The following is a 22,271-nucleotide window of genomic DNA, read 5'->3' on the forward strand; positions in this document are numbered from 1 at the left end:
AATGGCTGCCAAAGACGTAAAATTCTCCCGTGATGCCCGCGAGCGCATGCTGCGCGGCGTCAACATCCTCGCCGACGCGGTGAAGGTCACGCTCGGCCCCAAGGGCCGCAACGTCGTCATCGACAAGTCGTTCGGTGCCCCGCGCATCACCAAGGACGGCGTCACCGTCGCCAAGGAAATCGAGCTTGAGGACAAGTTCGAGAACATGGGCGCGCAGATGGTCCGCGAAGTCGCTTCGAAGACCAACGACATCGCCGGCGACGGCACCACGACCGCGACCGTCCTGGCCCAGTCGATCGTCCAGGAAGGCCACAAGGCCGTTGCCGCCGGCATGAACCCGATGGATCTGAAGCGCGGCATCGATCTGGCCGTGACCGAAGTCGTCGCGGCGCTCGGCAAGGCTGCCAAGAAGATCAAGACCTCCGAGGAAGTTGCCCAAGTCGGCACGATCTCGGCCAATGGCGACGAGTCGGTCGGCAAGATGATCGCGGAAGCGATGCAGAAGGTCGGCAACGAAGGCGTCATCACGGTTGAAGAAGCCAAGACCGCCGAGACCGAGCTCGAAGTCGTCGAAGGCATGCAGTTCGACCGCGGCTACCTGTCGCCCTACTTCGTCACCAATGCCGACAAGATGGTTGCCGAGCTCGAGGACGTCTACATCCTGCTCCACGAGAAGAAGCTCTCCAACCTGCAGGCCATGCTGCCGGTTCTCGAAGCCGTCGTGCAGACCTCCAAGCCGCTGCTCATCATCTCGGAAGACGTCGAAGGCGAGGCCCTGGCCACGCTGGTCGTCAACAAGCTGCGTGGCGGCCTGAAGATCGCCGCCGTCAAGGCTCCGGGCTTCGGCGATCGCCGCAAGGCCATGCTGGAAGACATCGCCATCCTCACCGGTGGCCAGGTCATCTCGGAAGACCTCGGCATCAAGCTCGAGAACGTCGGCCTCAACATGCTCGGCCGCGCCAAGAAGGTGTCGATCTCCAAGGAGAACACCACCATCGTCGACGGCGCCGGCAAGAAGGCCGAGATCCAGGGCCGCGTTGCCCAGATCAAGCAGCAGATCGAAGAGACCACTTCGGACTACGACAAGGAGAAGCTGCAGGAACGTCTGGCGAAGCTCGCCGGCGGCGTTGCCGTGATCCGCGTCGGCGGTGCGACGGAAGTCGAAGTCAAGGAAAAGAAGGACCGCGTCGATGACGCCCTCAACGCGACCCGCGCGGCCGTGGAAGAAGGCATCGTTGCGGGCGGCGGCGTCGCTCTCCTGCGCGCTTCGGCCAACATCAAGGCCACCGGCGTCAATGCCGACCAGGCCGCCGGCATCAACATCGTGCGTCGTGCGCTGCAGGCTCCGGCCCGCCAGATCGCGGCCAACGCCGGTGCGGAAGCTTCGATCGTTGCCGGCAAGATCCTTGAGAACAAGGGCGCGACCTTCGGCTACAACGCCCAGTCGGGCGAATATGGCGACATGATCGCCATGGGCATCGTCGACCCGGTCAAGGTCGTGCGCACCGCCCTCCAGGACGCGGCCTCGGTCGCCGGCCTGCTCGTCACCACCGAAGCCATGATCGCGGAGGCTCCGAAGAAGGAGTCGGCTGGCGGCGGCGGCATGCCTGGCGGCATGGGCGGCGGCATGGGCGGTATGGGTGGCATGGATTTCTAATCCACGCTTCCATCAGCCTTCAGATACGGAAAGGGCGGCAGCGATGCCGCCCTTTTTGTTTGCATGCTCCTGATCGCCACCCTTCGATCGGCGTCAGACGGTTGTATCCGCGCGTTGCCGTGCCTCCCCAGCCAGCACGGCGCCTTCAATCAGTGCCGCCACCTCGTCGGCCACCGCCTTCAATGGGGCGCGGTCGCGGGTGGCGCGCGCGATCACCATCAGCCCTTCCAGGGACGATTCGACCAGCAGCGCCAAGGCATGCGCGCGACGCTCTGGCACCCCTGCCCTGACGAAGGCATCTCGCAGCAAGCCTATCCACTGCTCGAAGGCCGAGCGGCACAGTTCGGCAAGCTCGGGCACGTCGCTTGGCGAGTCCAGCACGACCGGCGCGATCGGGCAGCCGAGCGAGAACTCATTCTCTTCGAGCATGTGTCCCACCGACTGATAGATGTGATGGACGGCGACCGCGGGGTCCCGTTCGGCTGCCAAAGCCGCGCCAAGCCTCTCGGTGACGTCGGCAACGCTATCGCGCGTCACCTCGATCACGAGTTGGTCCTTGCCGCCGGGAAAATGGAAGTAGAGCGAGCCGCGCGGCGCGCCGCTGGCGCTCAATATGTCGTTGAGCGAAGTGCCGTGATAGCCGCGCTGCCTGAGCAGCAGTCCAGTCGTTTCGAGTATGCGGGCCCGTGTATCGTTCGCCATGTCAACCTCTGTCAGCAGCGATCATTATAGGCCTTGCATCGAATATGACAATCGGTCTACATAATATGTAGATCAGTCTATATATTCGAGAGACCGACATGCAAAGCTATCGCCTTGAAGGATCCGCGGGAATCGAAAGCCTGGTGATGCGCGACGAGCCGCGGCCGGAGCCAGGACCTCATGAAATCATGGTGCGCGTTCGCGCCGCCTCGCTCAACCGGCGCGACACGATGATCCTCAACGGCACCTATCCGCTGACGCCGCGCCAGGGCGTCGTGCCGCTGAGCGATGGCGCCGGTGAAATTGTCGCAATCGGCAATGAAGTCACCCGCTTCGCCGTTGGCGACCGCGTCACCGGCAGCTATTTCGCACGCTGGATCGACGGCCGCATAAACGCCGGTCTCATCGACCAGCTCGGCTGCACGCTTGACGGTATGCTGGCCGAATATGCCGTCCTCGCCGAACAATGGGCCGTACGCCTGCCCGATCATCTCGACTGGCATGAAGCGGCGACCCTGACCTGCGCCGGCGTCACCGCCTGGAATGCAGTGACGGGCGCCGGGATGCCGAAGCCTGGCCAGTGGGTTCTGGTCATCGGCTCCGGCGGCGTCTCGCTGTTTGCGCTGCAGTTCGCCAAGCTGCTCGGCTGCCGCGTCGCGGCTGTCACCTCGCGCGGCGCGAAGGCCGACAGGCTGCGGGCGCTGGGTGCCGATCTTGTGATCTCGACATCGGAGATGGCCGAATGGGGTGCGACGGTCCGAGACCAGACCGGCGGCATCGACCTTGTCGTTGAAACCGGCGGCCCGGCGACATTCGCGCAATCGCTGATCGCAAGCACACTCTACGGGCACATCGTGCTGCTGACGCTGCAGGATGCACGAGGCAGATCGATCGAAATGCCCGCGGCCCTCTACCAGCGCAGCCTCGCAACCATCAGCCGCCTTTTCGTCGGCAGCCGGACCAACCTCGAGGCCATGCTGCGCGCGGTCTCGCAGCACGGGTTGCGGCCGGTCATCGACAAGAGCTTTGCCTTTGCCGAAGCCGGCGACGCGTACCGATATTTCCAGCAAGGCGACGTCTTTGGGAAGGTCACCATCGACGGCGCCTGATCCCGACTTCTCACAATCAATCAAGGGAGAGCAGACCAATGACAATTCGTGAAGCTTCGGCCAAATGGCAAGGCACACTGAAGGAAGGTTCGGGCCGGTTGCGGCTCGGCAGCGGTGTCTTCGAAGGCGCCTATTCCTTTCCGTCGCGTTTCGAGAACGGGCCAGGCACCAACCCGGAGGAGCTGATCGCCGCGGCGCATGCCGGCTGCTTCTCGATGGCGCTGAGCGCCGTCCTCGGCAGCGAGGGCCACACGGCCCAAACTATCCACACGACAGCCAAGGTGCATCTCGGCGCGACCGCGGCCGGGCCGACGATCACCCATATCGAACTCGAGACTGGAGCAAGTGTCGCCGGGCTGGGCGCCGACGATTTCGAGAGGCTGGCGCAGTCGGCCAAGGCAGGCTGCCTCGTCTCCCGGGCGCTGGCAGGTGTCGCCACGCTCACGCTGAAGGCGACCCTCGTCGACGCCGCCATCGATCACGGAACGAACGGAGCCAACCAATGACCAGGGAACTCATCATCGACCTCGCCACGGCAAAGCTCTCCGGCGAAACAGCCGAAATCATGCGGCGTTACAACGACGTGTTCCAGCGTCACGATACATCGGCGCTCAACGACCTGGTGGCGCAGGACTGCGTGATCGAGAACACCACCCCGGCGCCGGACGGCGCCCGCCGCGCCGGCAAAGCCGCCTGTGTCGAACTGTGGTCGGCGATCGCCACCGGACCCGGCACGCGCTTCGACATCGAAGAGACTTTCGTGGCCGGCGACCGTGCCACGATCCGCTGGCGCTACTGGATGGCCGACGGCCATTCGGTGCGCGGCGTCAACCTCATGCGCGTCGCCGACGGACGGATCGTCGAGGCGATGGGCTATGTAAAGGGATAGCGCGCCCTGAACAGGGATATCCGGTTTTCGGTCCGGAATTGCGTATGAACAAGCACGCGGGACTGAACCGCTCCCGTGGCGCTACCGATCGGCCAGCGCCAGCTTTGCACCGAGCATAACGAAGGCGCCGGCGAAGGTGCGGCGCATCCAGGTCAGCACCATGGGCCGCGACACGACATGGCTGCGGATCGAGGCGGCGAAGATGCCGTAGCCGACGAAGACCACGAAGGTCAAAAGCATGAAGACGGAGCTGAGCTCCAGCATCTTCGACAGCGCGTTGGGTTCGGTGGTGCTGACGAATTGCGGCAGGAAGGCGAAGAAGAAGATCGACAGTTTCGGGTTGAGCACGTTGACGAGGATGCCGGTGGCGATCACCTTGCCGGCCGAACGCGGCGCGACATTGTCCTCGACGCTCAGGCCGCCCTTCTCCTTCAGCGTGTTCCAGGCCATGTAGAGCAGATAGGCGACGCCGAGATATTTCAGCGTCTCGAAGGCGACCGCGCTGGTGTGCAGCAGCGCCGCAAGGCCGGTGATGGCGGCGGCCATGTGCGGGATGATGCCGAGCGTGCAGCCGAAGGCGGCAATGATCGAGGCCCGCGCACCGCGCGAAAGTCCGGCGCTCAGCGTGTAGAGAACGCCGGTGCCGGGCGAAGCCACGACGATCAGCGACGTCAACAGGAATTCGATGCTCACGATGATTTCCTCCGGCACCCCTGCCCGGCCAGGAAGGTACCGGGCCGCGGGGCCGCGCACAAGCGGGGGAGATCGGCAGTTACACGGGCAATTCTAAAAGATCGGCAATCCGTGTTCGCGGCGCGCCATCAGGCACTCCGCGTCGCCGGGCATGCACGCGCGGCAGACGTCTGGCCGGACATCGTAGATGCCGCAAGCCGTCGCCTTGCCGACTTCGCCGGACAAGGCCGAGCAGCGCACGCCGTCGCAGCGCATGCCGGACAGGTCAGCCGCTATATATTTTTCCGGGATGCGGTCGAGCTGCGCATCATCCTCGGTGGAAAAACGCGGCCATTCGGCCGAGTAGGAGCAGCAGGCGCCGCAGCTCTGGCAGTCGAAGGCAGGCACCTGCGAGCCGCGCGGTGCGAGCGCGGCAAGGTCATGATCGGCGTCGCGCGGCAAGGTGCTATTTCTTCTTGCCTGCCTTGCCGCGGGGCGTCTCGGCCGGCGACTTGAACAGGTCGGTCGCGGTGTCGGCAGCGTCGGCCTTCGGCGCGACCGGCTTGGCCGGCTTTACTGCGGCGACCGGCGCCGCAGGCTGGTCCTTGGCTGAGAATTTTATGGCCATGTCAGTCCTCGTCGGCGAAACGCGATGATGGTGCGCGCGGATTGCGCAAGCGGCCGATCAGTGCCGAAACCGCCGTGATGTTCATTTCCTCGGGCGACCAGTTCTTTGCCGCCTCGATGTGGTGGGGCGCCAGTTCGCGATGCGTGCTGCCGCTGTAGGCGGCGTCCTGATAAGTCACCCGCTCATGGGTCTTGGCGTCTTCGCGGACATATTCGATCAGGTAGTTCGGGCACTCGGCACGGCCGCGCACACCGACGCGCACCTGGGCATCGCCATGGGCGCGCTTGCAGCGCTCGAGCTTTTCCAGGACACGGCGAACATATTCGACCGGCTTGTCGAGCCCTTCGACCATGTCGGCGATGGTCGCGTCGGCGGCTATCGGCGTTGGCGGTACGCGCTTGGTGGCCATCAGCGTTTTCCAGCCCGTTTCGGCAATGCCGGGCGGGCCGCGGCCGCGGCCATCTCATCGGCTTCCTTTTCCAGGCGCAGTTCGCGCAAGCGTGCCGTCTTGGCCTCACGCGCCTCGCTGACGGCATCGCGCTCGGACATGATGCGGTTGAGCGACATCGACTGGGTTTGCGTCTTGCTGAACAGCGACACCGCCGGATCGGCGGCTGTCTTCGAATGGGCGGTCAAAATCTTTCTCCTGTCAGGAGCCTGGTGCCGATAGGGCGAGACCGGGTCTTCGGTCAGGACCACGCACTGCTGGAGCGTCCCTTAGCACGTTCAGCACGATGCGCAGCGCATTTTCGGCGGCAACAAGCGTAAAATGAAAAAGGCCAGGCACCGCCTGACCTTCCGTGGGGAGCACCGCGCATCCACGCGCATCCAGATGGATGCACAGGCTGGATGTACAGGAACACTCCTCTCATGCGCATGATGTGCCTTGGAAACTCAGGTCTCCGTGGCCATGCGCCAGAATTCGCCACTCACGGTGCCAGTACATCCGTGGTCATCGGGAGGGCCGAATTCTTTTTTCAGGCCGCCTTCAACTGGTCGGCGGACATCTTGCCCGACTTGTTGTCGCGGACCATCTCGTAGCCAAGCTTCTGGCCCTCGACGATGTCGCGCATGCCGGCGCGCTCTACGGCCGAGATGTGGACGAAAACGTCGGCAGAGCCGTCGTCAGGCTGAATAAAACCAAAACCTTTGGTGGCGTTGAACCATTTAACTGTGCCGGTGCTCATAAACGAACCCTTTCCATGGCAAATATTCGCTAATCGCGGTGCGAATGCACAACGATTTTTGTCTCGATTTTTGATGGGGAAGTTCGTCAAAGGCGCGCATTCGGGCGCGGATAACAAAAGTCAGTCAAACAAATATCGACATGTTTCTTGTAGACTTCTTTTGGCGGCGAGTCAATTTCTGGTTTTTCAGCGGCCCGAATTCAATTTTGGGTTGCCTGGAGCATGGGCCTCAACTGGCGAACCGGCTGAACGACCGTGCGTTCATTTTCCCGAAAAAAACGCACCACGCCCGGAACCAATTCCACACCGGCGCATTTCAATGGTGTCGGCAATCCTAGAGAGAAATCTCGGGAATGCCGACAAAAGGACGCCTCCCGCACGATAAAAGGTGCGAGGGGCGTTCTTGTATGTGCCGGGTCCCAAGGTCGCGCCGCCGATCGGCGGCAGGAGATCGCCATGGGAACCGAGGATCCGAACGCGCCACCGGATCGCCGGCGGTCACGGTCCCTGCCCCGCGCCGCGGTTCAGCGCTCCTGATCGGTCGGGCGGATAAGGATTTCGTTGATGTTGACGCGCGGTGGCTGGCTGACGGCGTAGAGGATGGCGTTCGCAATATCGTCGGCGGTCAGCGCTTCCAGGGTGGCGAGGCGCTGGTCGAGGCCGGCCTTCATGGCGGGATTGGTGATATGGTCGCCAAGCTCGGTGCGCACCAGGCCGGGCTCGATGACGGTGATGCGCACCTTGTCGACATAGACCTCGCGGCGCAGCGACTCCGAGAAGGCGACGACGCCAAACTTGGTTGCCGCGTAGGCGCTGGCACCCGGATTGGCGACGCGTCCGGCGACCGAGGATATGTTGACGACATGGCCTTTGGCAGCCTTGAGGTGCGGCAGCGCCGCCTTGGTGGCGGCCATCAGGCCGATCAGATTGAGCTCGATCATGCGGCGCCAATCATCGAGGTCGGCTTCGGCCGCCGGCGACAGCAGCATGACCCCGGCATTGTTGACGAGAATGTCGAGCCGGCTCCATTCGGAGACAATCTTGTCGACCATGGCGGTGATGTCGCCGCTCTTGGCGATGTCAGCTTCAATGGCGAGCGCCTTGCCGCCAGCCTTCTCGATGCGGCCAACCAACATGTCGAGGCGATCGGCGCGGCGGGCGGCGACCGCCACCTTGGCGCCGGCGGCGGCAAGTGCCGCCGCGGTCGCCTCGCCGATGCCCGACGAGGCCCCAGTGACGAGCGCGACCTTGCCCATGAGAGGGGAATTAGAGGATGTCATGATGGATCTTCTCCAGATGCCCGGCCCACCCCTTCAGATAGGCCGCGCGAACGTTTCTGGAAGCCCAGCCCTTTAGCGAGGTTATTCGTCCGGCCCGGGTTCCGGCCACGTCTCCTTCGCCGCTTCGGCATACCAGTGCCGCATCGCCGGTGTGGCCAGCACGGCGTCGACATAGGCCCTGGTGTCGGCCGCCAGTGCGCCGCCATAGGTGTCGAAGCGGGTGACGACCGGCGCATACATGGCGTCAGCGGCGGTGAAATGGCCGAACAGAAACGGGCCGCCCTTGCCGTATTTTTCGCGGCACTCGCGCCACAGCGCCTCGATGCGGGCGCGTTGCGCCTCGCCTTCGGCGTCGAGCGACTTATGGACCTTGGGCCGGCGCAAGTTCATCGGCCAGCCGTAGCGGACTTCGCGAAAACCGGAATGCATCTCGGTCGCCACCGAGCGCGCCAGCGCGCGGGCGCCAAGGTCGTCCGGCCAGAGTTTTTTCTGCGGGTAGAGGTCTGCAAGATATTCAAGGATGGCTAGGGTTTCCCAGACGATCCTTCCGCTGTGATTCAAAACCGGGACCTGGCCGGTCGGCGACACTTTCGCCAGATTGGCGGCCGTCTCCGGCGTGCGCAGGCGTACAAAACCTTCCTCGAACGGGATCTCCAGATGCCGCATCGCCAGCCATGGCCGCAGCGACCATGAGGAGAAGCATTTGTTGCCGATGTAGAGCGTGAATTCCGCCATTTTTCTCCCCGCGCACGATTGTCCAAACCCGATGCGTATTCTCAGCCTAGCCTGCCGGCCTTTCGCCAGGAAGCGACGGTGCGACCTGATCTGCCGGCCGAACGACGCCTGGAACCCAAGCGGGATCTGTCCGTTGGCTTGCCGCGGATGAATTCGTTCGAATTCAAAACCCAATTCCTTCGAATTCAAAACCCGGGAGATGCGGAAATGGTGAACAAGGATCAGGTCGCAGGCGTGGCCAAGCAGGTCAAGGGTTCGGTCAAGGAGGCCGCCGGCAAGGCGACCGGCAACAGGCAGACCCAGGCCAGAGGCATGGCCGACAAGGCCACCGGCAAGGTGCAGAAGGCCTACGGCGACATGAAGGAAAAAATCAAGAAGGCGCTCTGACCTTTTCGGATGGCTGCATCGACTGTCATGTGCTCCAGCCTTTGCTGAAGGCGTTGGTGAAAGCGACCTCGCCATGGTCATCGATCGCCTCGCCAAGCGCGACGTCCATGCCGTCGCTGGTCACCCTGGCGACGGCGAAACCGCCCATATAGGCGGCCTTCGGCTTGAACAGGTCGAGCCCGTCGCGGTGATAGATCAGCGGCGTGGCGTGCTGGTGGCCGTGGAAGATGGCGACGACATTGTAGCCCTTCAGCGCCGCCAGCAGAGCCTGCCTGTCGGCTTCGCCCCACCAGTGCGGCGCGCCGGCGCCGTCATCGTCGTAGGTTCTCTTGGCGGCATCCCAACGCTCGGTCGAGAATGTGTCCCAGCCATAGTGCTGGAACAGGATGACGGGGCGACCGTCCGCCGCGTAGGTCGCCAGGTCCTGCTTCAGCCATGGCAGGCTGCTTTCGGCGCCGTGGCCGGTATCACCGGCGAAACGATGGGTCTGGACGAGATGCAGGCCGCCCCAGTCCCAGGAATAGCAGTCGGTGTCGACATCATAGCTGGTGGCCGGCGCGGGCGGCTTGAAGAAGACGCCGGGGCGGTGGTTGACCTCGACATAGTCGCGCATTTCGCGCCGATACCAGTCGACATGGTGCGGCGGCCCGTTCTGGTCGAGATCATGATTGCCGAGACCGACATAGACCGGCATGTGAACGCGATCGGGGCCGACACCTTGCTGGTAGCGCTGGCTGAACTGCAGGAGCTGCGTGCCCTCGCTCGGCTGGGTGATCTGGCCGCCGCCGTCGTCGGTGATGTCGCCGCCAACGACGAGGCCGAGCGGCGTGCCGATGCGGCTGCCAGCCGAACGCAGGCCGGTGGCGACGCCGTCGATTTCGGCGGGCCAGTCCTTGTCGCCGATGGCGTTCAGCGCCACTACATTGCGCAGCAGTGCCGCGTCGGTCTTGCCTTCCTGCTGGCAGTTGGGGCTCAAACCGCTTGCCATGCGGCAGGCATGGATATCGGCGATGAACAGGAAGGTGGCGTCGATGGGCTGGATGCGTTGCCCGGTCTGACCAAGCGCCGATCGTGACAGCACGCCAGCTGCGGCAAGACCGGCGGTCCCCACCAGAAAGCGGCGTCGTGAAAGCGGCGAAAGGCGATTCATCATCGGGGAATTTCAGCATGGAGACCGGGTGGCCGTCCAGCGCCTCTCCTTGCCGAGCATCGACACAGGGTGATGGGTCTGGCATGTCTAGGGTCTGGCATGTCTAGGGTCTGGCATGTCTAGGGTCTGGCATGTCTAGCCTTCAACTTGCGCGAGCAGAGGAGGACGAAATGAAAACCGCACCGATCTGCGCGATCCTTGCCGCGATCGTGATCCCGTCCGCGAGCACCGCACATGCCGCCGGTTGCATCGACGCAAAGTCCGCCAAGAATGGCTTCATCCTGGCGAGGCCCGGCATCCAAAGCGAGTTTCGGCCCGTAGCCGGCGGAATGGTCTCCGTCGCCAATACCTACGCTTCGCAATCACCACAGAAGCAGTTCCTGTTTGCCGGCCTGATCGAGGTGTTTCGCGACAGCGACACCGGCCGGCTGGCGATGATCCCGTTTTCCGACCTGCGAAAACTGTTTCCGCTGAAGAAGGGGACCAAAGGCACGATCGAGTTTGTCGAGCTGTCGCCCAGCAAGCAGCCGAAGAGCACCAAGACGCAGACGCTGGTGGTCAAGGGCAAGGAGACGTTCAGCCTGGGCGACTGCAAATACAATGTGCTCGCCGTCCAGGAGACCTTCAAGAACGGAGCCGGCGAGACGCTCGATGCCTATACCGCGCTCTACGCACCCGATCTGCAAGCCGCCCTCGCCCGGCGCTACGATGAAGGCACCAGCAAGGAATCGGTGAACGGCTACGAGACGATCAAACCGCTGGCCGAATAAGGGATGCTAGCCGGGTAAGGGAGACTGGCCGGTACGGGACTGGCCTCACGAGGTTCCGTACCGCCGCAGCACCCTGCGACGCCGCCTCGCTTCCGTCTCGCCCTGGGACGTCTCGCCCTGGGACGACTCGGCCTGGGAGGCGTCCCACTCCAACGCCGCCAGGCAATCGCGCAACGGGCCGGCGTCCTGCGCCGTCTTGGCCATCGACATGGCGCCGGAGTAGGTGGCGATCACCAGCGCCGCAAAGCTCTGGGGATCGATGCCCAGCTCCCTGCCCGCCTGCTGGTCGGCCCCGATCTTGTCGGCGATCGCCTGCCGCCATCCCGAAAAGATGCCGGCAAGGGCGGTGCGGAACTCCGGATCGGCAAGGGACAGTTCGTGCGCCAGGTTGTTGAGCGGGCAGCCGCGCACGAAACCCTGCTGTTCCAGTTCCGCCGCCACAGCCTCGAAGACGAGGCGCACGCCCTCGCGCACCGAGGCCGCAGCCTTGACCGGCACGATCCATGTCTCTTCGACCGCGGCCGCCACGCGCTCCTCGATCACCGCCAGCGCCAGCGCCTTCTTGGTCGGGAAATGGTGATGCAGCGCGCCGCCGCTGACCCCTGCCGCCGCCATCAGATCGCCGAGGCTGGACGCGTGATAGCCGCGCGCCTGGAACGCGACCTCGGCGACATCGAGCATTTTCCGGCGCATGCCCTGGGGGTCGTTGATGCGGTTGCGAGACCGTGGGCCCGGTCGAATGGTCATCTCTGCTGACATTGCCGGACAATAGCATGTTGACAAAACAGGACAACCGGTCTGTTTATAAACAGGATGATCACCCTGTTTTGGAGAAGAACGCGATGGACCTGCCCCTCAATGCCAAGCCGGAGCTTGCGGCATGTGCGTCGCCCGTCGTCGAGTTGCGGCAATACACGTTGAAATCGGGCCAGCGCGACACACTCATCGACCTCTTCGACAGCAAGTTCATCGAGGGCCAGGAAGACGCCGGGATGACCATTATCGCCCAGTTCAGGGATCTCGACCGTCCTGACATGTTCGTCTGGCTGCGCGGCTTCGACGATATGGAGACTAGGAAAGACGCGCTGACGGCCTTCTATGGCGGCCCGGTCTGGGCCGAACATCGGGACGCCGCTAACGCCACGATGATCGATTCAGACGACGTTCTGCTTTTGAAGCCGGCATGGCCGAGCGCGGGTTTCGATCTGTCGGGGTTGCAAAGGCCAGCCGCGGCGGAAGCCGGAAAACCAAACCCGCAAAGCGCTTTAGATACCCTCGTTGAGATTTCGATTCATCATTTGCGGCCAGGCACCGAAACCGGCTTCGCTGAGCGCTTTCGAACAGAGGCCGCCCCGCAGCTTGCCGCGAACGGCGCGCGCCTGCTCGGGGCGTTCATGACGGAGCGCGCCGAAAACACGTTTTCACGCCTGCCGGTTCGAACCGGCGAAAATGTTTTCCTGTCCGTCACCGGCTTCGAAAGCGAGGATGCCCACGCGCAATGCCAGACGACGCTTGCAGCCTCGCTCGGCTGGCAGGCTTTCCAGCGGGCCGTGGAACCGAGACTGTCAAAGCCGACGGACGTGCTGCGGCTTTCGCCAACCGGGCGATCGCTGCTCGGCACATCAGCGATTGCTTAATTCGGCTGTTTTATGCTGCCGACATCCAATCGGACGTCACCCATGCCGCAGTGGTTCATCGCAACGGTCTTCGGCCTGCTAGCCCTCGCGGCGGTCTGGGGCATATACAGATCGCTGTCCTCGGGCGTCGCCAATGATGGCATTTATCGTTTCGACGTCGATAAAAACCCCTTGGGCTTTGCCTTGGTGATCGCCAGCCGGACCCTCATCATCGCCTTCGCCGTGGCGGTGATCCTGCATGCGCTGGGCCTCATTGGCGACCCGGTGTCGATGCTTCGCTCACTATTCGGCTGAGTTCAGGCTTCGCCAAAGGTCCGGCCGATGGCCCTGGCGACAAAAGCCGGCTCCTCCCAATGCGGATTGTGGCCACACGCGTCGGCTCGCACGAGGACAGCATCAGGAAGCGCGCGGAGCAACGCCTGCTGGTGCGCCTCGCCGAACAGCGGGTCGCACGCGCCGGCTAGGATCAGCGTTTGGGTCCGTACTGTCTGTGCCGCATCGGTCAGGTCGGCCCGGCGGATCTCTTCCAGGATGGCGCGCCAACGCGCCGCAGGCATCGCCGAGGCGTCTTTCGCAAGACCGGCGAGAAAGGGCTGCGGCACGCCGGGCCGGCAGGCATGCCACCAGGCATAGAACGGGTCGGCCGGCGATATCGGGTCATGCAAGGCCTCAACGCCCGCGACCAGCGCATGATCGCGCGAGAAACCAGGCTTCACCGTGCCGGCCATGACCACCAGTCCCCCGACAAGCGCATCATGTCGCGCGGCCAATGCGATGGCCACCATGGCGCCCAGGGAATGGCCGACGACGACGGGCCGGTCGAGCCGCAAACGCCCGATCAGGCCGGCGATATCATCGGCAAATTCGGCGATGCCGAAGCCTTTTCCCGCTTGCGACGCACCGTGGCCGCGCAGGTCGGGCATGATCAGCCGGCGGCCGGCCAGATGCGGCGCAAGAAGCGAAAAGCTGCGGCTGGTGTCGGTGAAGCCGTGCACCAGAAGCAGCGGCGGCTCGGCGCCCGCGATCTCGACATAGGCGATCTCGAGGTCGCCAACATCGACCAATCGCTTGCGGCCGGCCCAGGCGTCCTGTTCGGCCCCAGCGTCGGGCAAGGCATCCAGCGCGGCCGATCTCACAGGCCGAGCTTTTCCTTGACCGCGGCAAGGCCGGGCTTGCCGTCGAAAGTGGTGACGCCGGCGAGCCAGGCATCGAGGCGGCTCTTATTCAGCGTGACCGCCTTCAGCGCCCCATCCTCCGGCTTCATGCCGTCATTGATCAGGTAGCCCATGCCGACATTCTCGAAATCGATGTCGAAGGCGAGATTTTTCAAGAATTGCGCGACGTTCGGGCACTGATCGAGATAGCCCTTGCGCACCTGCGTCGTCACCGTGGCGGCACCGAAATTCGGGCCGAAGAACTTGTCGCCGCCGGTCAGATACTTGAAATCGTACATGGTGTTCATCGGATGCGGCGCCCAACCCTGGAAGACGATGAACTGCTTCTCCTTGATCTCGTAGCCGACCTCGGAGAGCATGCCGGCCTCGCTGGACTCGACCACGTGCCAGCCATCGAGGCCAAAGCTCGGATCGGCGATGGCGTCCATCATCAGTTGGTTGGAGCCGGGCTCGATGCCGTACATCTTCTTGCCGAACTTGTCGGCGAACTTGTGCAGGTCGGCAATGTCCTTGACGCCGGCCTCCCAGACATAGGTCGGCACGGCGAAGGTGTATTTGGCGCCGACGAGATTGACGCGCACATTCTCGATCGAGCCATCCTTCTTGTAGGGCTCGTAGTAAGTGACCATCGCCGGGTCCCAGTAGCCGAGGAACAGATCGAGATCCCTGTTCTTCATGCCTTCGTAGATGACGTTGATGCCAAGCACCTCGCTTCGCGGCTGGTAGCCGAGCGCTTGCAGCAGGACGTTGGCCACGCCCGTGGTGAAGGCAAGATCGTTCCAGCCCGGTTCGGCCATGCGGACCGCCCTGCACTCCTCCGCTTCTGCCGCCTGGGCTGCCTGAGACGCCAGCGCCAACGCGGCTAGACACACGCCGTTTGCAAGGATGCGCAACATTTCGGTTCTCCTCTTGTGACCAATTATTGTCGGATTGACCAATTGGTCTTTTTATTGTCCCATTGGTCAATGATTGATCTGACCGGACGAAAATGTCAACGTGGATTCGCCATGCATGGATCGACCCCGTGAAACTCAAGCGTCTCGGCGACATACGCCGCAAGGAATTGCGGCAGGCAGCCTTCGCGGTGCTGGAGCGCGAAGGCATTGCAGGTGCCACGCTGGAAAAGGTTGCCGCCCACGCGGGCGCCTCCAAGGGCATCGTGCTGCACTACTTCCGCAACAAGCAGGAACTGTTCGAGCATGCCATGCGCGAGGCCAATGCCGTCCTGCGCGACGCGGTGGTCACCCGGCTGCGCCAGGCGCGGACGCCGATGGAGCGCCTCGATGCCGTGATCGACGGCAATTTCGAGGAGCACCTGTTCCGGCCACCGCTATGCCATGCCTGGCTTTCGCTTTGCGCCGAGGTCCCGCGCGACGAGAAGCTGGCGCGCATCCAGAAGGTGCTTCACGCCCGCATGCGCTCGAACCTGTTGTCCGGTCTGCGCGGCCTTGCCCCGCCTGGAGATGCGGACGACATAGCGCTTGGCGTCACCGCGCTGATCGACGGGCTTTGGCTGCGGCTCGGCCTGCAACCAGGCAGCGTCTCGCGCGAACAGGCGATCCGCCAGGTCAGGGATCTTGTCGCCGCGCGACTGGCCATGCACCGGCCTGCGGCCGTCGGCGCGTAAACCGGCTGGCTTGCCAGCCGGGCTGAGTTTCACCTCATGGGAACAGGCGCACGGTCAGATCGGCCAGCCGGTTGCGCGCTTGCGGTGCTGGAGACCGGATTTCAGATTACCGCCGGCGGCGGCGTGATCCCCCAGGAGCTTCGCCCATGCCGCCACGGCCGCCGCGCGGGTCAGGCGGGTCTGCGCGAAGTGCCGCGCCTCCGTGGCTATTTCGGTTTCCCGCTTCGGATTGGCGCGCAGCCACTCGATGCGCTCTGCCAGATCCGACATGTCGCGCGCCACCGGGACATAATGGCGAAACGGCTCGATATCGTCGAAGAACCACTCGCGCCACGGCCGATCCTGCAGCAGAACCACCCGTTTGGTGTGGAGCAGCATCTTGAAGCGGCCACTATAGCCGGCGCCCTCGATGTCGATCATGTACCTGTACGTCGCGACCTGTTCCTCCATCGTCCTGAAACTGGTGGAATAGCGATTGATGGCGACATCGTAGTTCGGCTCGGTGTCATAAGCCTCCAGCAGGTCTGGCCGGGCTTTTGCGAGATCGACGACCCTTTTGCGGGCTTCGTTCATGCAGCGCCCCGCCCAGAACAATCTGTTGTCGCGCGGCGGCTCTTCCGATGCGGCCGCCATCGCTCGTGTCTTCTCATCGTAATCGTCGAACTTTGCGTCCGGCCATCCGTCGAAAACGAAATCGGGCGCCGCCACCTCGCCATAGCCGTCGGCTTGGGAGAAGGCAAAGCGGGTGCGGAAACGGCGATGCCTTCTGCGGGACGGCGTGTCCCCGAGAAGCATGTAGAAAGGCGGCATGCTGCGGGCGCCAAGCGACGCCAATGCCTCGGCAATCAGCGTCAGGACCTGCACGTGCCGTTCAAGCCAGGCGGCACGGGAGCGCACGATGAGCTTCCCGTCGTCGAGGCGACAGTAGATTTCACCCCGATTGAGCCCGGGCAGAAAGCGCCTGCCGACCTCGACGACATCGACCGGCAAGGGAAGCTTTCGGTTCGCCGTCTCGAGAGTAGCCATTTTCAACAATGCTCTTGCGGGATTCAACAATGCTTCTTGGGAAAGGTATTTCGATAGGAGACCCGTGGCGCTTCACTTGAAACTGCACGACCGCTCGGTCAAGCCGGCTATCCTGTTCGCCCCTCCGAAGCAAGCCGCAGGGCCGGCGGCGATCGAAGTTCATACCGTGGGATAGGCCGCTGGGTTGACCACTGCCGCGACTATGCGGTGCTCTTGGGCTGGCCAAGGCTGCTTTGGAGCGTTCCCATGAAACTTCGCAACAAGCGCGCGCTGGTGACCGGCGGTTCGGACGGCATCGGCCTGGCGATCGCCGAGGCGTTCCTGCGCGAGGGCGCCGATATGCTGATCGTCGGGCGCGACGCCGGCAAGCTCGAAGCCGCTCGCGACAAGCTGATGGCTCCCGGCCCTGTCGGCACGGTCGAGACATTGTCGGTCGATCTTGCCGTCAGCCCCGGCATCGCCGCCGTCGTCCAGCATGTGAATGGCGCCGGCCAGCCGCTCGATATCCTCGTCAACAATGCCGGTGTCGCCTATCTCGTGCCGTTCGAAACCGTCAGCGAGGCGCAATTCCAGCACTCCTTCGCGCTCAATGTGACGGCGGCGTTCTTTCTCACCCAGGGCCTGTTGCAGCATTTCGGCGCCGGCGCGTCCGTCATCAACATCTCTTCCTATTTCGCCAACAAGATGATCCCGAAGCGGCCATCCAGCCTCTACTCGCTGTCCAAGGGCGCGCTGAATTCGCTGACCAAGTCGCTTGCCTTCGAACTCGGCCCGCGCGGCATCCGGGTCAACGCCATCGCGCCCGGCACGGTCGACACCGCCATGCGGCGCAAGACCGTCGACAACCTGCCGGCCGAGGCACAGGCGGAGCTGAAGGCCTATGTCGACCGCAGCTATCCGCTGGGCCGCATCGGCCGCCCGGACGATCTGGCTGGCATCGCGGTCTATCTCGCAAGTGACGATGCCGCGTGGACGAGCGGTGGTATCTTCGCGATCGATGGCGGATATACTGCGGGGTGAACTGTCTGGTCGTTACCTGCCGGCAACTTCACGGGCAGCGCACAAATCCAAGAGCCTCGACAACTTCCAGGATCTGAGTGCGAATCCAGCGATGAGGTGGCTCGTCGTCGTGGCGCGCGTGCCAGTACATCCTGATTTCAGGAACAGCAATGGGAAGTGGCGGTTCAAAGATGGCGAGCGGCAGGGTCTTCGCCGCCCAAAGGGCGAACTGCCTGGGAACCGCGGAAAGGTAGTTTCCGTTTGCCACGGCCAACGCGACAGCCTGAAAGTGCGGCAGTGCCAGGCTGACACGACGCTTCCTTCCGATCTTGCCGAGCGCCTCATCGGTGGAACCCGACATCGAGCCGTCGATTGAGCGAAGAACGTGGGGCAGTTCGCAGAAAAGCTCAAGCGGCAGCAGCTCGCCGTCCGCGATCCCCGCCTGCCTGATCGCAGCATTGTCCCGCGCCGCAATGATTGCGAAAGGTGAATGGAACAGCGGTACGCTGGAGACCCAGTCCAAGACCTCCAGTGGACGTTCCAGTGCCGCGTCGATTTCATCATCCTGGAGCAGCTGCGAAACATCGCCGCGCGCGCTATCGAGAAACCTCAACGACACACGCGGTGCGATGGCCGCGACGCGCGCCGCCAATGTTGGCATGAGCAGCATGGAGAAGAAATCGGCACCCATGAGCGTGAAGGTTCGTTCGAGCTCCGCCGGATCGAACGGCTGCGCCGAATGGAAGGCGCGTTCGATCTCGCGCAGTGCCAGACGCACCGGCTCAGCCAGGCTCTCCGCGCGCGGCGTCGGCACCATGTCGTTGCCGCGCCGCACGAATAGCTGGTCGTTCAGGATGTGGCGCAAGCGATTGAGCGCCGCGCTGACGGCAGGCTGGCTGAGGCCGATCTGCTCACCGGCACGCGTGACGCTTCTTTCCCGCAGCAGCGCGTCGAGCACCCTGACGAGATTGAGATCGAGGCCATTCAAATTCATCGCATCAATTCGCCCCATACGATCATTGGATTTCCATCGTGGGCATGTCCCTGGTTAGGTCGTTGTCGGCGGCGCCCGTCGGCACAGGCAACAAAGGAGGAAGAACCGTGACAATGACCGTCGGGACGACCACAGGCAAGGAACTCTTCTGGTTCAACAACACGCTCGTCGCCATCCACATTTCCTCGCACGCGGGAGCAGACGCCATCTGCGTTGTCGAACATCGCATGCCATATGGTGACTCTCCACCGCTGCATGTGCATCGGCACGAGGACGAGGTGTTTCACGTTCTCGAAGGGCGGCTGCGCTTTCAGATCGATGGCCATGAGCGGATTGCCGTCGCCGGCGAGACAGTCATCGCGCCGAAAGGCCTGCCGCACACCTACCGGGTCGAGTCACCCGAAGGCGCGCGCAGCCTCACCGTCACGCGCGGTTCCGATTTCGAGACGATGCTGCGTCAGGCGAGCCGTCCGGCAGAACGGCCGGAACTGCCGCCGCAGATGGAGCCGAAGCCGGAGATCATCGCGGCACTGGTGCGGCTCTGCGCAAGCAATGGCATCGACATCGTTGGCCCACCCCTAGCCTGACAAAAAGCAAGCCAACGCTACCCCTTCGGCAAAATCTCCTTCCCGCGCACGCGGTTGCGCCGCTGGGAGCGAGGTGCGTTCCTTCAACCGATTTGCATCCTCACCGTCCGCAATCTCCGCTTGATGCGTTTTGTGCAACGCGATACGCCGTTGCCCAAATCGACAGACCGGAGACTTGCCGTGAGCACGCCAAAGACCAGAACCGAAACCGACACGTTCGGTCCCATCGAGGTCGCCGCCGACCGCTATTGGGGCGCGCAGGCGCAGCGTTCCCTGGGTAATTTCAAGATCGGCTGGGAAAAGCAGCCGGTTTCGGTCGTGCGGGCGCTCGGTATCGTCAAGCGGGCGGCGGCGGAAGCCAATATGGAGCTGAAGCGGCTCGATCCCGCCATCGGCAAGGCGATCATCGCGGCCGCGCAGGAGGTCATCGACGGCAAGCTCAACGACCATTTCCCGCTGGTGGTCTGGCAGACCGGCTCGGGCACGCAGTCCAACATGAACGCCAATGAGGTGATCTCCAACCGGGCGATCGAGATGCTGGGCGGCGTCATGGGCTCGAAGAAGCCGGTACACCCCAACGACCACGTCAATATGAGCCAGTCGTCGAACGACACCTATCCGACGGCGATGCACATCGCCTGCGCCGAGCGCATCGTGCACGACCTCTTGCCGGCGCTGAAGCACCTGCACAAGGCGCTGGCCGCCAAGAGCAGGGAATTCAACCACATCATCAAGATCGGCCGTACCCACACGCAGGATGCCACGCCGCTGACGCTGGGCCAGGAATTCTCGGGCTATGCGGCGCAGGTCGCCTCGTCGATCAAGCGCATCGAGTTGACGCTGCCCGGCCTGCAGGAGCTGGCGCAGGGCGGCACCGCCGTCGGCACCGGCCTCAACGCGCCGGTTGGCTTCGCCGAGCGGGTGGCCGACCGCATCGCCGCCATTACCGGCATCGCCTTCGTCACCGCGCCCAACAAGTTCGAGGCGCTCGCGGCGCACGATTCCATGGTGTTCTCGCACGGCGCCATCAATGCCGCTGCCGCTGCCCTGTTCAAGGTCGCCAACGACATCCGCTTCCTCGGTTCCGGGCCGCGCTCGGGCCTCGGTGAATTGTCGCTGCCGGAAAACGAACCCGGCTCGTCGATCATGCCGGGCAAGGTCAACCCGACGCAGTGCGAAGCGTTGACCCAGGTCTGCGTGCAGGTGTTCGGCAACAATGCCGCCGTCACTTTCGCCGGCAGCCAGGGCCATTTCGAGCTCAACGTCTACAATCCGCTGATGGCATACAATTTCCTGCAGTCGGTGCAGTTGCTCGCCGACGCTTCGGTCTCCTTCACCGACAATTGCGTCGTCGGCATCGAGGCTCGCGAAGACAACATCAAGGCGGCCCTCGACCGCTCGCTGATGCTGGTGACGGCGCTGGCGCCAACCATCGGCTACGACAATGCCGCCAAGATCGCCAAGGCCGCGCACAAGAAGGGCACGACGCTGCGCGAGGAAACGCTGGCCACCGGCCTGGTCAGCGAGGCCGACTATGACCGGCTGGTGCGGCCCGCGGACATGACCCATCCGGGGTGAGGTTTTCGGCGGGAAAATTTACCCCCGTCACCGCGTCATCCGACACGAATTTCGCGCGCGTCGCGCGATCACGGAAACGTATGACCTGTGAACAATGTGTCGCCACATAGGCGGCTTTGGTGAACAGTCGGCATCGTCTATCTGGGTGGTCATTCAACCCACTCGGAGAGCCACCATGTCCACCAACACTTCCGCCGCCGGCGCCGGCACAGCGTCCAACAGTTCTGTCACGATCCTGCTCGGCCGCATCCTGCTCGCGGTCATTTTCCTGCTTTCCGGCTTCGGCAAGCTGACCGCCATTTCCGGAACCGCTGGCTATTTCGGCGCCCTCGGGCTGCCGTTGCCAACCGTAACGGCCGTCGTCGTCGGCCTGATCGAACTGCTCGGCGGGCTCGCCATCCTCGTCGGCTTCCAGACCAGGATCGCCGCCTGGGTGCTCGCGATCTTCACGGTCGCCACCGGCCTTGTCGCCCACACCGGCTGGGCCGACCAGATGCAGATGATCCAGTTTCTCAAGAACCTCGCCATCACCGGCGGCTTCCTGCTACTGGCTTCGTCGGGCGCCGGCGCCTACTCTGTCGACGCCAAGCGCGGCTGAGTTTCCTTGTTCTGACGCAGTTCCCGAGGGAAAGCGCCGCGCTTTTCCTGGGAATTGCTCCAAGCCTTCCCTCCCAAGCCTTGAAAATGGAAGCGGCACGGAATTTTCCGCGCCGCTTTTTCGTTGTCTCAAATAGGCGGCTCTCCGGTTTCAGCCGCAGCCTCGCAGGCGTAGACTGCCTGGCCGCCGGCTGAGCACGATCGTGCAGCGACAACGGAGATGGCCATGGCCCGCAACGCATTGCTCTTGGTTTCGCGGCTGCTGTTTGCCGTGCTGTTCGTACCGTCCGGCTTCCAGGCGCTCGCCAACATCGCCGGCACGACCAATTATTTCGCCGGCCTGGGCCTGCCGCTGCCCACGCTTGCCGCCTGGGGCACGGGCCTGTTCGAGCTGATCGCCGGACTGCTGATCCTCATCGGCTTCCAGACGCGGATCGTGGCGCTGCTGCTTGCCGCCTTCTGCATCGCGGCCGGTTTCATCGGTCATTACGGCCAGGGCGCTGGCGATGCGACGCTCGCCTTCCTGCACCAGCAGATGCTGATGAAGGACATTGCGATCGCGGGCGGCTTCCTGGCGCTGGGCATGGCCGGTGCGGGCGCCTGGTCGGCCGACGGGCGCGACGCGGTTTGATATCGTCTTAGTCCCGAGCCAGGTCGACCCCCACTCCGTCTCGGCTTCGCCGAGCCACCTCTCCCCCGATCGACGGGGTAGAGGAAGGCGCCAAGTTCTTTGGCGTTAACGCTCGTCCAGCAACGCTCCCTTCCTTTCCCTCCGGAGGGGGGAGAGGTGGCGCTGCGAAGCAGCGACGGAGTGGGGGAAGCCGGTCATCAAACGCGAAACCGCTGGCAAGTGGCGCGATTGGGTTGGCCCGCGTGCGCTCTGGT

The 22,271-nt window shown here is 63.7% G+C and carries 29 protein-coding genes; 14 read left to right on the plus strand and 15 right to left on the minus strand.

What is annotated here, in order from left to right:
- Window position 1 precedes the first annotated feature (1 nt).
- Window positions 2-1,657 (plus strand): chaperonin GroEL, encoded by a 1,656-nt coding sequence (gene groL / locus FJ978_RS08465; RefSeq protein ID WP_013896172.1) that lies wholly within the window; start codon window positions 2-4, stop codon window positions 1,655-1,657.
- A gap of 93 nt (window positions 1,658-1,750) precedes the next feature.
- On the opposite strand, the gene FJ978_RS08470 is transcribed toward groL, so the two are convergent.
- Window positions 1,751-2,359, minus strand: coding sequence for a TetR/AcrR family transcriptional regulator (locus FJ978_RS08470; protein WP_140571656.1), 609 nt, complete (start codon window positions 2,357-2,359; stop codon window positions 1,751-1,753).
- 98 nt (window positions 2,360-2,457) lie between these two features.
- Between FJ978_RS08470 and FJ978_RS08475 the strand changes: the two genes are divergently transcribed.
- From FJ978_RS08475 to FJ978_RS08485, 3 genes are read left to right on the plus strand one after another with little or no spacing between them, the layout of a single operon-like run.
- Complete coding sequence (locus FJ978_RS08475; protein ID WP_140571658.1) at window positions 2,458-3,468, plus strand: NAD(P)-dependent alcohol dehydrogenase; 1,011 nt, start codon at window positions 2,458-2,460, stop codon at window positions 3,466-3,468.
- Between the two features lie 38 nt (window positions 3,469-3,506).
- Window positions 3,507-3,974 (plus strand): OsmC family protein, encoded by a 468-nt coding sequence (locus tag FJ978_RS08480; RefSeq protein WP_140571660.1) that lies wholly within the window; start codon window positions 3,507-3,509, stop codon window positions 3,972-3,974.
- Window positions 3,971-4,357 (plus strand): nuclear transport factor 2 family protein, encoded by a 387-nt coding sequence (locus tag FJ978_RS08485; RefSeq protein ID WP_140571661.1) that lies wholly within the window; start codon window positions 3,971-3,973, stop codon window positions 4,355-4,357. Before FJ978_RS08480 ends, FJ978_RS08485 begins: the two co-directional genes overlap by 4 nt.
- Window positions 4,358-4,438: 81 nt before the next feature.
- On the opposite strand, the gene FJ978_RS08490 is transcribed toward FJ978_RS08485, so the two are convergent.
- The 8 genes from FJ978_RS08490 to FJ978_RS08525 all read right to left on the minus strand — a co-directional run bounded on the left by FJ978_RS08490 (window position 4,439) and on the right by FJ978_RS08525 (window position 8,859).
- Window positions 4,439-5,050: a LysE family translocator gene (locus tag FJ978_RS08490; protein WP_023766446.1), complete on the minus strand. Its 612-nt coding sequence runs from the start codon at window positions 5,048-5,050 to the stop codon at window positions 4,439-4,441.
- Window positions 5,051-5,143: 93 nt separating this feature from the next.
- The gene (locus FJ978_RS08495; protein ID WP_085984580.1) at window positions 5,144-5,437 is read right to left on the minus strand and encodes a YkgJ family cysteine cluster protein; all 294 of its coding nucleotides are present in this window, start codon (window positions 5,435-5,437) and stop codon (window positions 5,144-5,146) included.
- 58 nt (window positions 5,438-5,495) lie between these two features.
- Window positions 5,496-5,657 carry a hypothetical protein gene (locus FJ978_RS08500; RefSeq protein WP_013896179.1) on the minus strand — a complete coding sequence of 54 codons (162 nt, stop codon included), beginning with the start codon at window positions 5,655-5,657 and terminating at the stop codon, window positions 5,496-5,498.
- Window position 5,658: 1 nt separating this feature from the next.
- On the minus strand, window positions 5,659-6,066 hold the full coding sequence (locus FJ978_RS08505; protein WP_013896180.1) for a hypothetical protein: 408 nt from the start codon (window positions 6,064-6,066) through the stop codon (window positions 5,659-5,661).
- Window positions 6,066-6,293 (minus strand): hypothetical protein, encoded by a 228-nt coding sequence (locus FJ978_RS08510; protein WP_013896181.1) that lies wholly within the window; start codon window positions 6,291-6,293, stop codon window positions 6,066-6,068. Before FJ978_RS08510 ends, FJ978_RS08505 begins: the two co-directional genes overlap by 1 nt.
- A gap of 341 nt (window positions 6,294-6,634) precedes the next feature.
- Window positions 6,635-6,844, minus strand: a complete 210-nt coding sequence (locus tag FJ978_RS08515; RefSeq protein ID WP_010915421.1) for a cold-shock protein — start codon at window positions 6,842-6,844, stop codon at window positions 6,635-6,637.
- Window positions 6,845-7,368: 524 nt separating this feature from the next.
- Window positions 7,369-8,124, minus strand: a complete 756-nt coding sequence (locus FJ978_RS08520) for an SDR family NAD(P)-dependent oxidoreductase (protein WP_140571663.1) — start codon at window positions 8,122-8,124, stop codon at window positions 7,369-7,371.
- A gap of 81 nt (window positions 8,125-8,205) precedes the next feature.
- Entirely contained in the window at window positions 8,206-8,859 is a 654-nt protein-coding gene (locus FJ978_RS08525; RefSeq protein WP_140571665.1) for a glutathione S-transferase family protein, read from the minus strand.
- Between the two features lie 207 nt (window positions 8,860-9,066).
- Here FJ978_RS08525 and FJ978_RS08530 point away from each other — a divergent pair, with 207 nt between their 5' ends.
- Window positions 9,067-9,246, plus strand: coding sequence for a CsbD family protein (locus tag FJ978_RS08530; protein WP_013896186.1), 180 nt, complete (start codon window positions 9,067-9,069; stop codon window positions 9,244-9,246).
- 25 nt (window positions 9,247-9,271) lie between these two features.
- On the opposite strand, the gene FJ978_RS08535 is transcribed toward FJ978_RS08530, so the two are convergent.
- Window positions 9,272-10,399, minus strand: a complete 1,128-nt coding sequence (locus tag FJ978_RS08535) for a metallophosphoesterase (RefSeq protein ID WP_140571667.1) — start codon at window positions 10,397-10,399, stop codon at window positions 9,272-9,274.
- 167 nt (window positions 10,400-10,566) lie between these two features.
- On the opposite strand from FJ978_RS08535, the gene FJ978_RS08540 reads away from it, so the two are divergent.
- A complete protein-coding gene (locus FJ978_RS08540; RefSeq protein ID WP_140571669.1) occupies window positions 10,567-11,166 on the plus strand; it encodes a hypothetical protein in 600 nt (199 codons plus the stop codon).
- A 45-nt stretch (window positions 11,167-11,211) separates the two neighbouring features.
- On the opposite strand, the gene FJ978_RS08545 is transcribed toward FJ978_RS08540, so the two are convergent.
- A complete protein-coding gene (locus FJ978_RS08545) occupies window positions 11,212-11,859 on the minus strand; it encodes a TetR/AcrR family transcriptional regulator (RefSeq protein ID WP_246678092.1) in 648 nt (215 codons plus the stop codon).
- 149 nt (window positions 11,860-12,008) lie between these two features.
- On the opposite strand from FJ978_RS08545, the gene FJ978_RS08550 reads away from it, so the two are divergent.
- The gene (locus tag FJ978_RS08550) at window positions 12,009-12,803 is read left to right on the plus strand and encodes an NIPSNAP family protein (RefSeq protein ID WP_140571883.1); all 795 of its coding nucleotides are present in this window, start codon (window positions 12,009-12,011) and stop codon (window positions 12,801-12,803) included.
- A gap of 42 nt (window positions 12,804-12,845) precedes the next feature.
- Window positions 12,846-13,097: a hypothetical protein gene (locus FJ978_RS08555; protein ID WP_140571673.1), complete on the plus strand. Its 252-nt coding sequence runs from the start codon at window positions 12,846-12,848 to the stop codon at window positions 13,095-13,097.
- A gap of 2 nt (window positions 13,098-13,099) precedes the next feature.
- Here FJ978_RS08555 and FJ978_RS08560 read toward each other — a convergent pair whose 3' ends face one another.
- The gene (locus tag FJ978_RS08560) at window positions 13,100-13,939 is read right to left on the minus strand and encodes an alpha/beta hydrolase (protein WP_181180388.1); all 840 of its coding nucleotides are present in this window, start codon (window positions 13,937-13,939) and stop codon (window positions 13,100-13,102) included.
- On the minus strand, window positions 13,936-14,874 hold the full coding sequence (gene choX / locus FJ978_RS08565; protein WP_140571675.1) for a choline ABC transporter substrate-binding protein: 939 nt from the start codon (window positions 14,872-14,874) through the stop codon (window positions 13,936-13,938). Before choX ends, FJ978_RS08560 begins: the two co-directional genes overlap by 4 nt.
- A gap of 92 nt (window positions 14,875-14,966) precedes the next feature.
- Here choX and betI point away from each other — a divergent pair, with 92 nt between their 5' ends.
- Window positions 14,967-15,605 (plus strand): transcriptional regulator BetI, encoded by a 639-nt coding sequence (betI, locus tag FJ978_RS08570; RefSeq protein ID WP_140571677.1) that lies wholly within the window; start codon window positions 14,967-14,969, stop codon window positions 15,603-15,605.
- A gap of 54 nt (window positions 15,606-15,659) precedes the next feature.
- On the opposite strand, the gene FJ978_RS08575 is transcribed toward betI, so the two are convergent.
- A complete protein-coding gene (locus FJ978_RS08575) occupies window positions 15,660-16,595 on the minus strand; it encodes a glycosyl transferase family 90 (protein ID WP_181176715.1) in 936 nt (311 codons plus the stop codon).
- Between the two features lie 282 nt (window positions 16,596-16,877).
- Here FJ978_RS08575 and FJ978_RS08580 point away from each other — a divergent pair, with 282 nt between their 5' ends.
- Entirely contained in the window at window positions 16,878-17,651 is a 774-nt protein-coding gene (locus FJ978_RS08580) for an SDR family oxidoreductase (protein ID WP_140571681.1), read from the plus strand.
- A gap of 28 nt (window positions 17,652-17,679) precedes the next feature.
- Here the strand turns inward: FJ978_RS08580 and FJ978_RS08585 are convergent, their stop codons facing one another.
- Entirely contained in the window at window positions 17,680-18,624 is a 945-nt protein-coding gene (locus FJ978_RS08585; protein ID WP_140571683.1) for a LysR family transcriptional regulator, read from the minus strand.
- Between the two features lie 113 nt (window positions 18,625-18,737).
- On the opposite strand from FJ978_RS08585, the gene FJ978_RS08590 reads away from it, so the two are divergent.
- From FJ978_RS08590 to FJ978_RS08605, 4 genes are all read left to right on the plus strand, one after another.
- The gene (locus FJ978_RS08590; protein WP_181176724.1) at window positions 18,738-19,211 is read left to right on the plus strand and encodes a cupin domain-containing protein; all 474 of its coding nucleotides are present in this window, start codon (window positions 18,738-18,740) and stop codon (window positions 19,209-19,211) included.
- Between the two features lie 180 nt (window positions 19,212-19,391).
- Window positions 19,392-20,789: a class II fumarate hydratase gene (gene fumC, locus FJ978_RS08595; protein ID WP_140571687.1), complete on the plus strand. Its 1,398-nt coding sequence runs from the start codon at window positions 19,392-19,394 to the stop codon at window positions 20,787-20,789.
- 175 nt (window positions 20,790-20,964) lie between these two features.
- Window positions 20,965-21,387: a DoxX family protein gene (locus tag FJ978_RS08600; protein WP_140571689.1), complete on the plus strand. Its 423-nt coding sequence runs from the start codon at window positions 20,965-20,967 to the stop codon at window positions 21,385-21,387.
- 225 nt (window positions 21,388-21,612) lie between these two features.
- Window positions 21,613-22,017, plus strand: a complete 405-nt coding sequence (locus tag FJ978_RS08605) for a DoxX family protein (RefSeq protein WP_140571691.1) — start codon at window positions 21,613-21,615, stop codon at window positions 22,015-22,017.
- Window positions 22,018-22,271 lie beyond the last annotated feature (254 nt).

Origin of the sequence: Mesorhizobium sp. B1-1-7 (assembly GCF_006442705.1) — a bacterium.
Classification (GTDB): domain Bacteria; phylum Pseudomonadota; class Alphaproteobacteria; order Rhizobiales; family Rhizobiaceae; genus Mesorhizobium; species Mesorhizobium opportunistum.

What these genes read in the sequence shown, in the direction of transcription:
- groL (WP_013896172.1), top strand. Translation starts at nt 2, where the DNA reads ATGGCTGCCAAAGACGTAAAATTCTCCCGTGATGCCCGCGAGCGCATG.
- FJ978_RS08470 (WP_140571656.1), bottom strand. Translation starts at nt 2,359, where the DNA reads ATGGCGAACGATACACGGGCCCGCATACTCGAAACGACTGGACTGCTG.
- FJ978_RS08475 (WP_140571658.1), top strand. Translation starts at nt 2,458, where the DNA reads ATGCAAAGCTATCGCCTTGAAGGATCCGCGGGAATCGAAAGCCTGGTG.
- FJ978_RS08480 (WP_140571660.1), top strand. Translation starts at nt 3,507, where the DNA reads ATGACAATTCGTGAAGCTTCGGCCAAATGGCAAGGCACACTGAAGGAA.
- FJ978_RS08485 (WP_140571661.1), top strand. Translation starts at nt 3,971, where the DNA reads ATGACCAGGGAACTCATCATCGACCTCGCCACGGCAAAGCTCTCCGGC.
- FJ978_RS08500 (WP_013896179.1), bottom strand. Translation starts at nt 5,657, where the DNA reads ATGGCCATAAAATTCTCAGCCAAGGACCAGCCTGCGGCGCCGGTCGCC.
- FJ978_RS08505 (WP_013896180.1), bottom strand. Translation starts at nt 6,066, where the DNA reads ATGGCCACCAAGCGCGTACCGCCAACGCCGATAGCCGCCGACGCGACC.
- FJ978_RS08515 (WP_010915421.1), bottom strand. Translation starts at nt 6,844, where the DNA reads ATGAGCACCGGCACAGTTAAATGGTTCAACGCCACCAAAGGTTTTGGT.
- FJ978_RS08520 (WP_140571663.1), bottom strand. Translation starts at nt 8,124, where the DNA reads ATGACATCCTCTAATTCCCCTCTCATGGGCAAGGTCGCGCTCGTCACT.
- FJ978_RS08525 (WP_140571665.1), bottom strand. Translation starts at nt 8,859, where the DNA reads ATGGCGGAATTCACGCTCTACATCGGCAACAAATGCTTCTCCTCATGG.
- FJ978_RS08530 (WP_013896186.1), top strand. Translation starts at nt 9,067, where the DNA reads ATGGTGAACAAGGATCAGGTCGCAGGCGTGGCCAAGCAGGTCAAGGGT.
- FJ978_RS08535 (WP_140571667.1), bottom strand. Translation starts at nt 10,399, where the DNA reads ATGATGAATCGCCTTTCGCCGCTTTCACGACGCCGCTTTCTGGTGGGG.
- FJ978_RS08540 (WP_140571669.1), top strand. Translation starts at nt 10,567, where the DNA reads ATGAAAACCGCACCGATCTGCGCGATCCTTGCCGCGATCGTGATCCCG.
- FJ978_RS08545 (WP_246678092.1), bottom strand. Translation starts at nt 11,859, where the DNA reads ATGCGCCGGAAAATGCTCGATGTCGCCGAGGTCGCGTTCCAGGCGCGC.
- FJ978_RS08550 (WP_140571883.1), top strand. Translation starts at nt 12,009, where the DNA reads ATGGACCTGCCCCTCAATGCCAAGCCGGAGCTTGCGGCATGTGCGTCG.
- FJ978_RS08555 (WP_140571673.1), top strand. Translation starts at nt 12,846, where the DNA reads ATGCCGCAGTGGTTCATCGCAACGGTCTTCGGCCTGCTAGCCCTCGCG.
- choX (WP_140571675.1), bottom strand. Translation starts at nt 14,874, where the DNA reads ATGTTGCGCATCCTTGCAAACGGCGTGTGTCTAGCCGCGTTGGCGCTG.
- betI (WP_140571677.1), top strand. Translation starts at nt 14,967, where the DNA reads ATGTCAACGTGGATTCGCCATGCATGGATCGACCCCGTGAAACTCAAG.
- FJ978_RS08580 (WP_140571681.1), top strand. Translation starts at nt 16,878, where the DNA reads ATGAAACTTCGCAACAAGCGCGCGCTGGTGACCGGCGGTTCGGACGGC.
- FJ978_RS08585 (WP_140571683.1), bottom strand. Translation starts at nt 18,624, where the DNA reads ATGAATTTGAATGGCCTCGATCTCAATCTCGTCAGGGTGCTCGACGCG.
- FJ978_RS08590 (WP_181176724.1), top strand. Translation starts at nt 18,738, where the DNA reads ATGACCGTCGGGACGACCACAGGCAAGGAACTCTTCTGGTTCAACAAC.
- FJ978_RS08600 (WP_140571689.1), top strand. Translation starts at nt 20,965, where the DNA reads ATGTCCACCAACACTTCCGCCGCCGGCGCCGGCACAGCGTCCAACAGT.
- FJ978_RS08605 (WP_140571691.1), top strand. Translation starts at nt 21,613, where the DNA reads ATGGCCCGCAACGCATTGCTCTTGGTTTCGCGGCTGCTGTTTGCCGTG.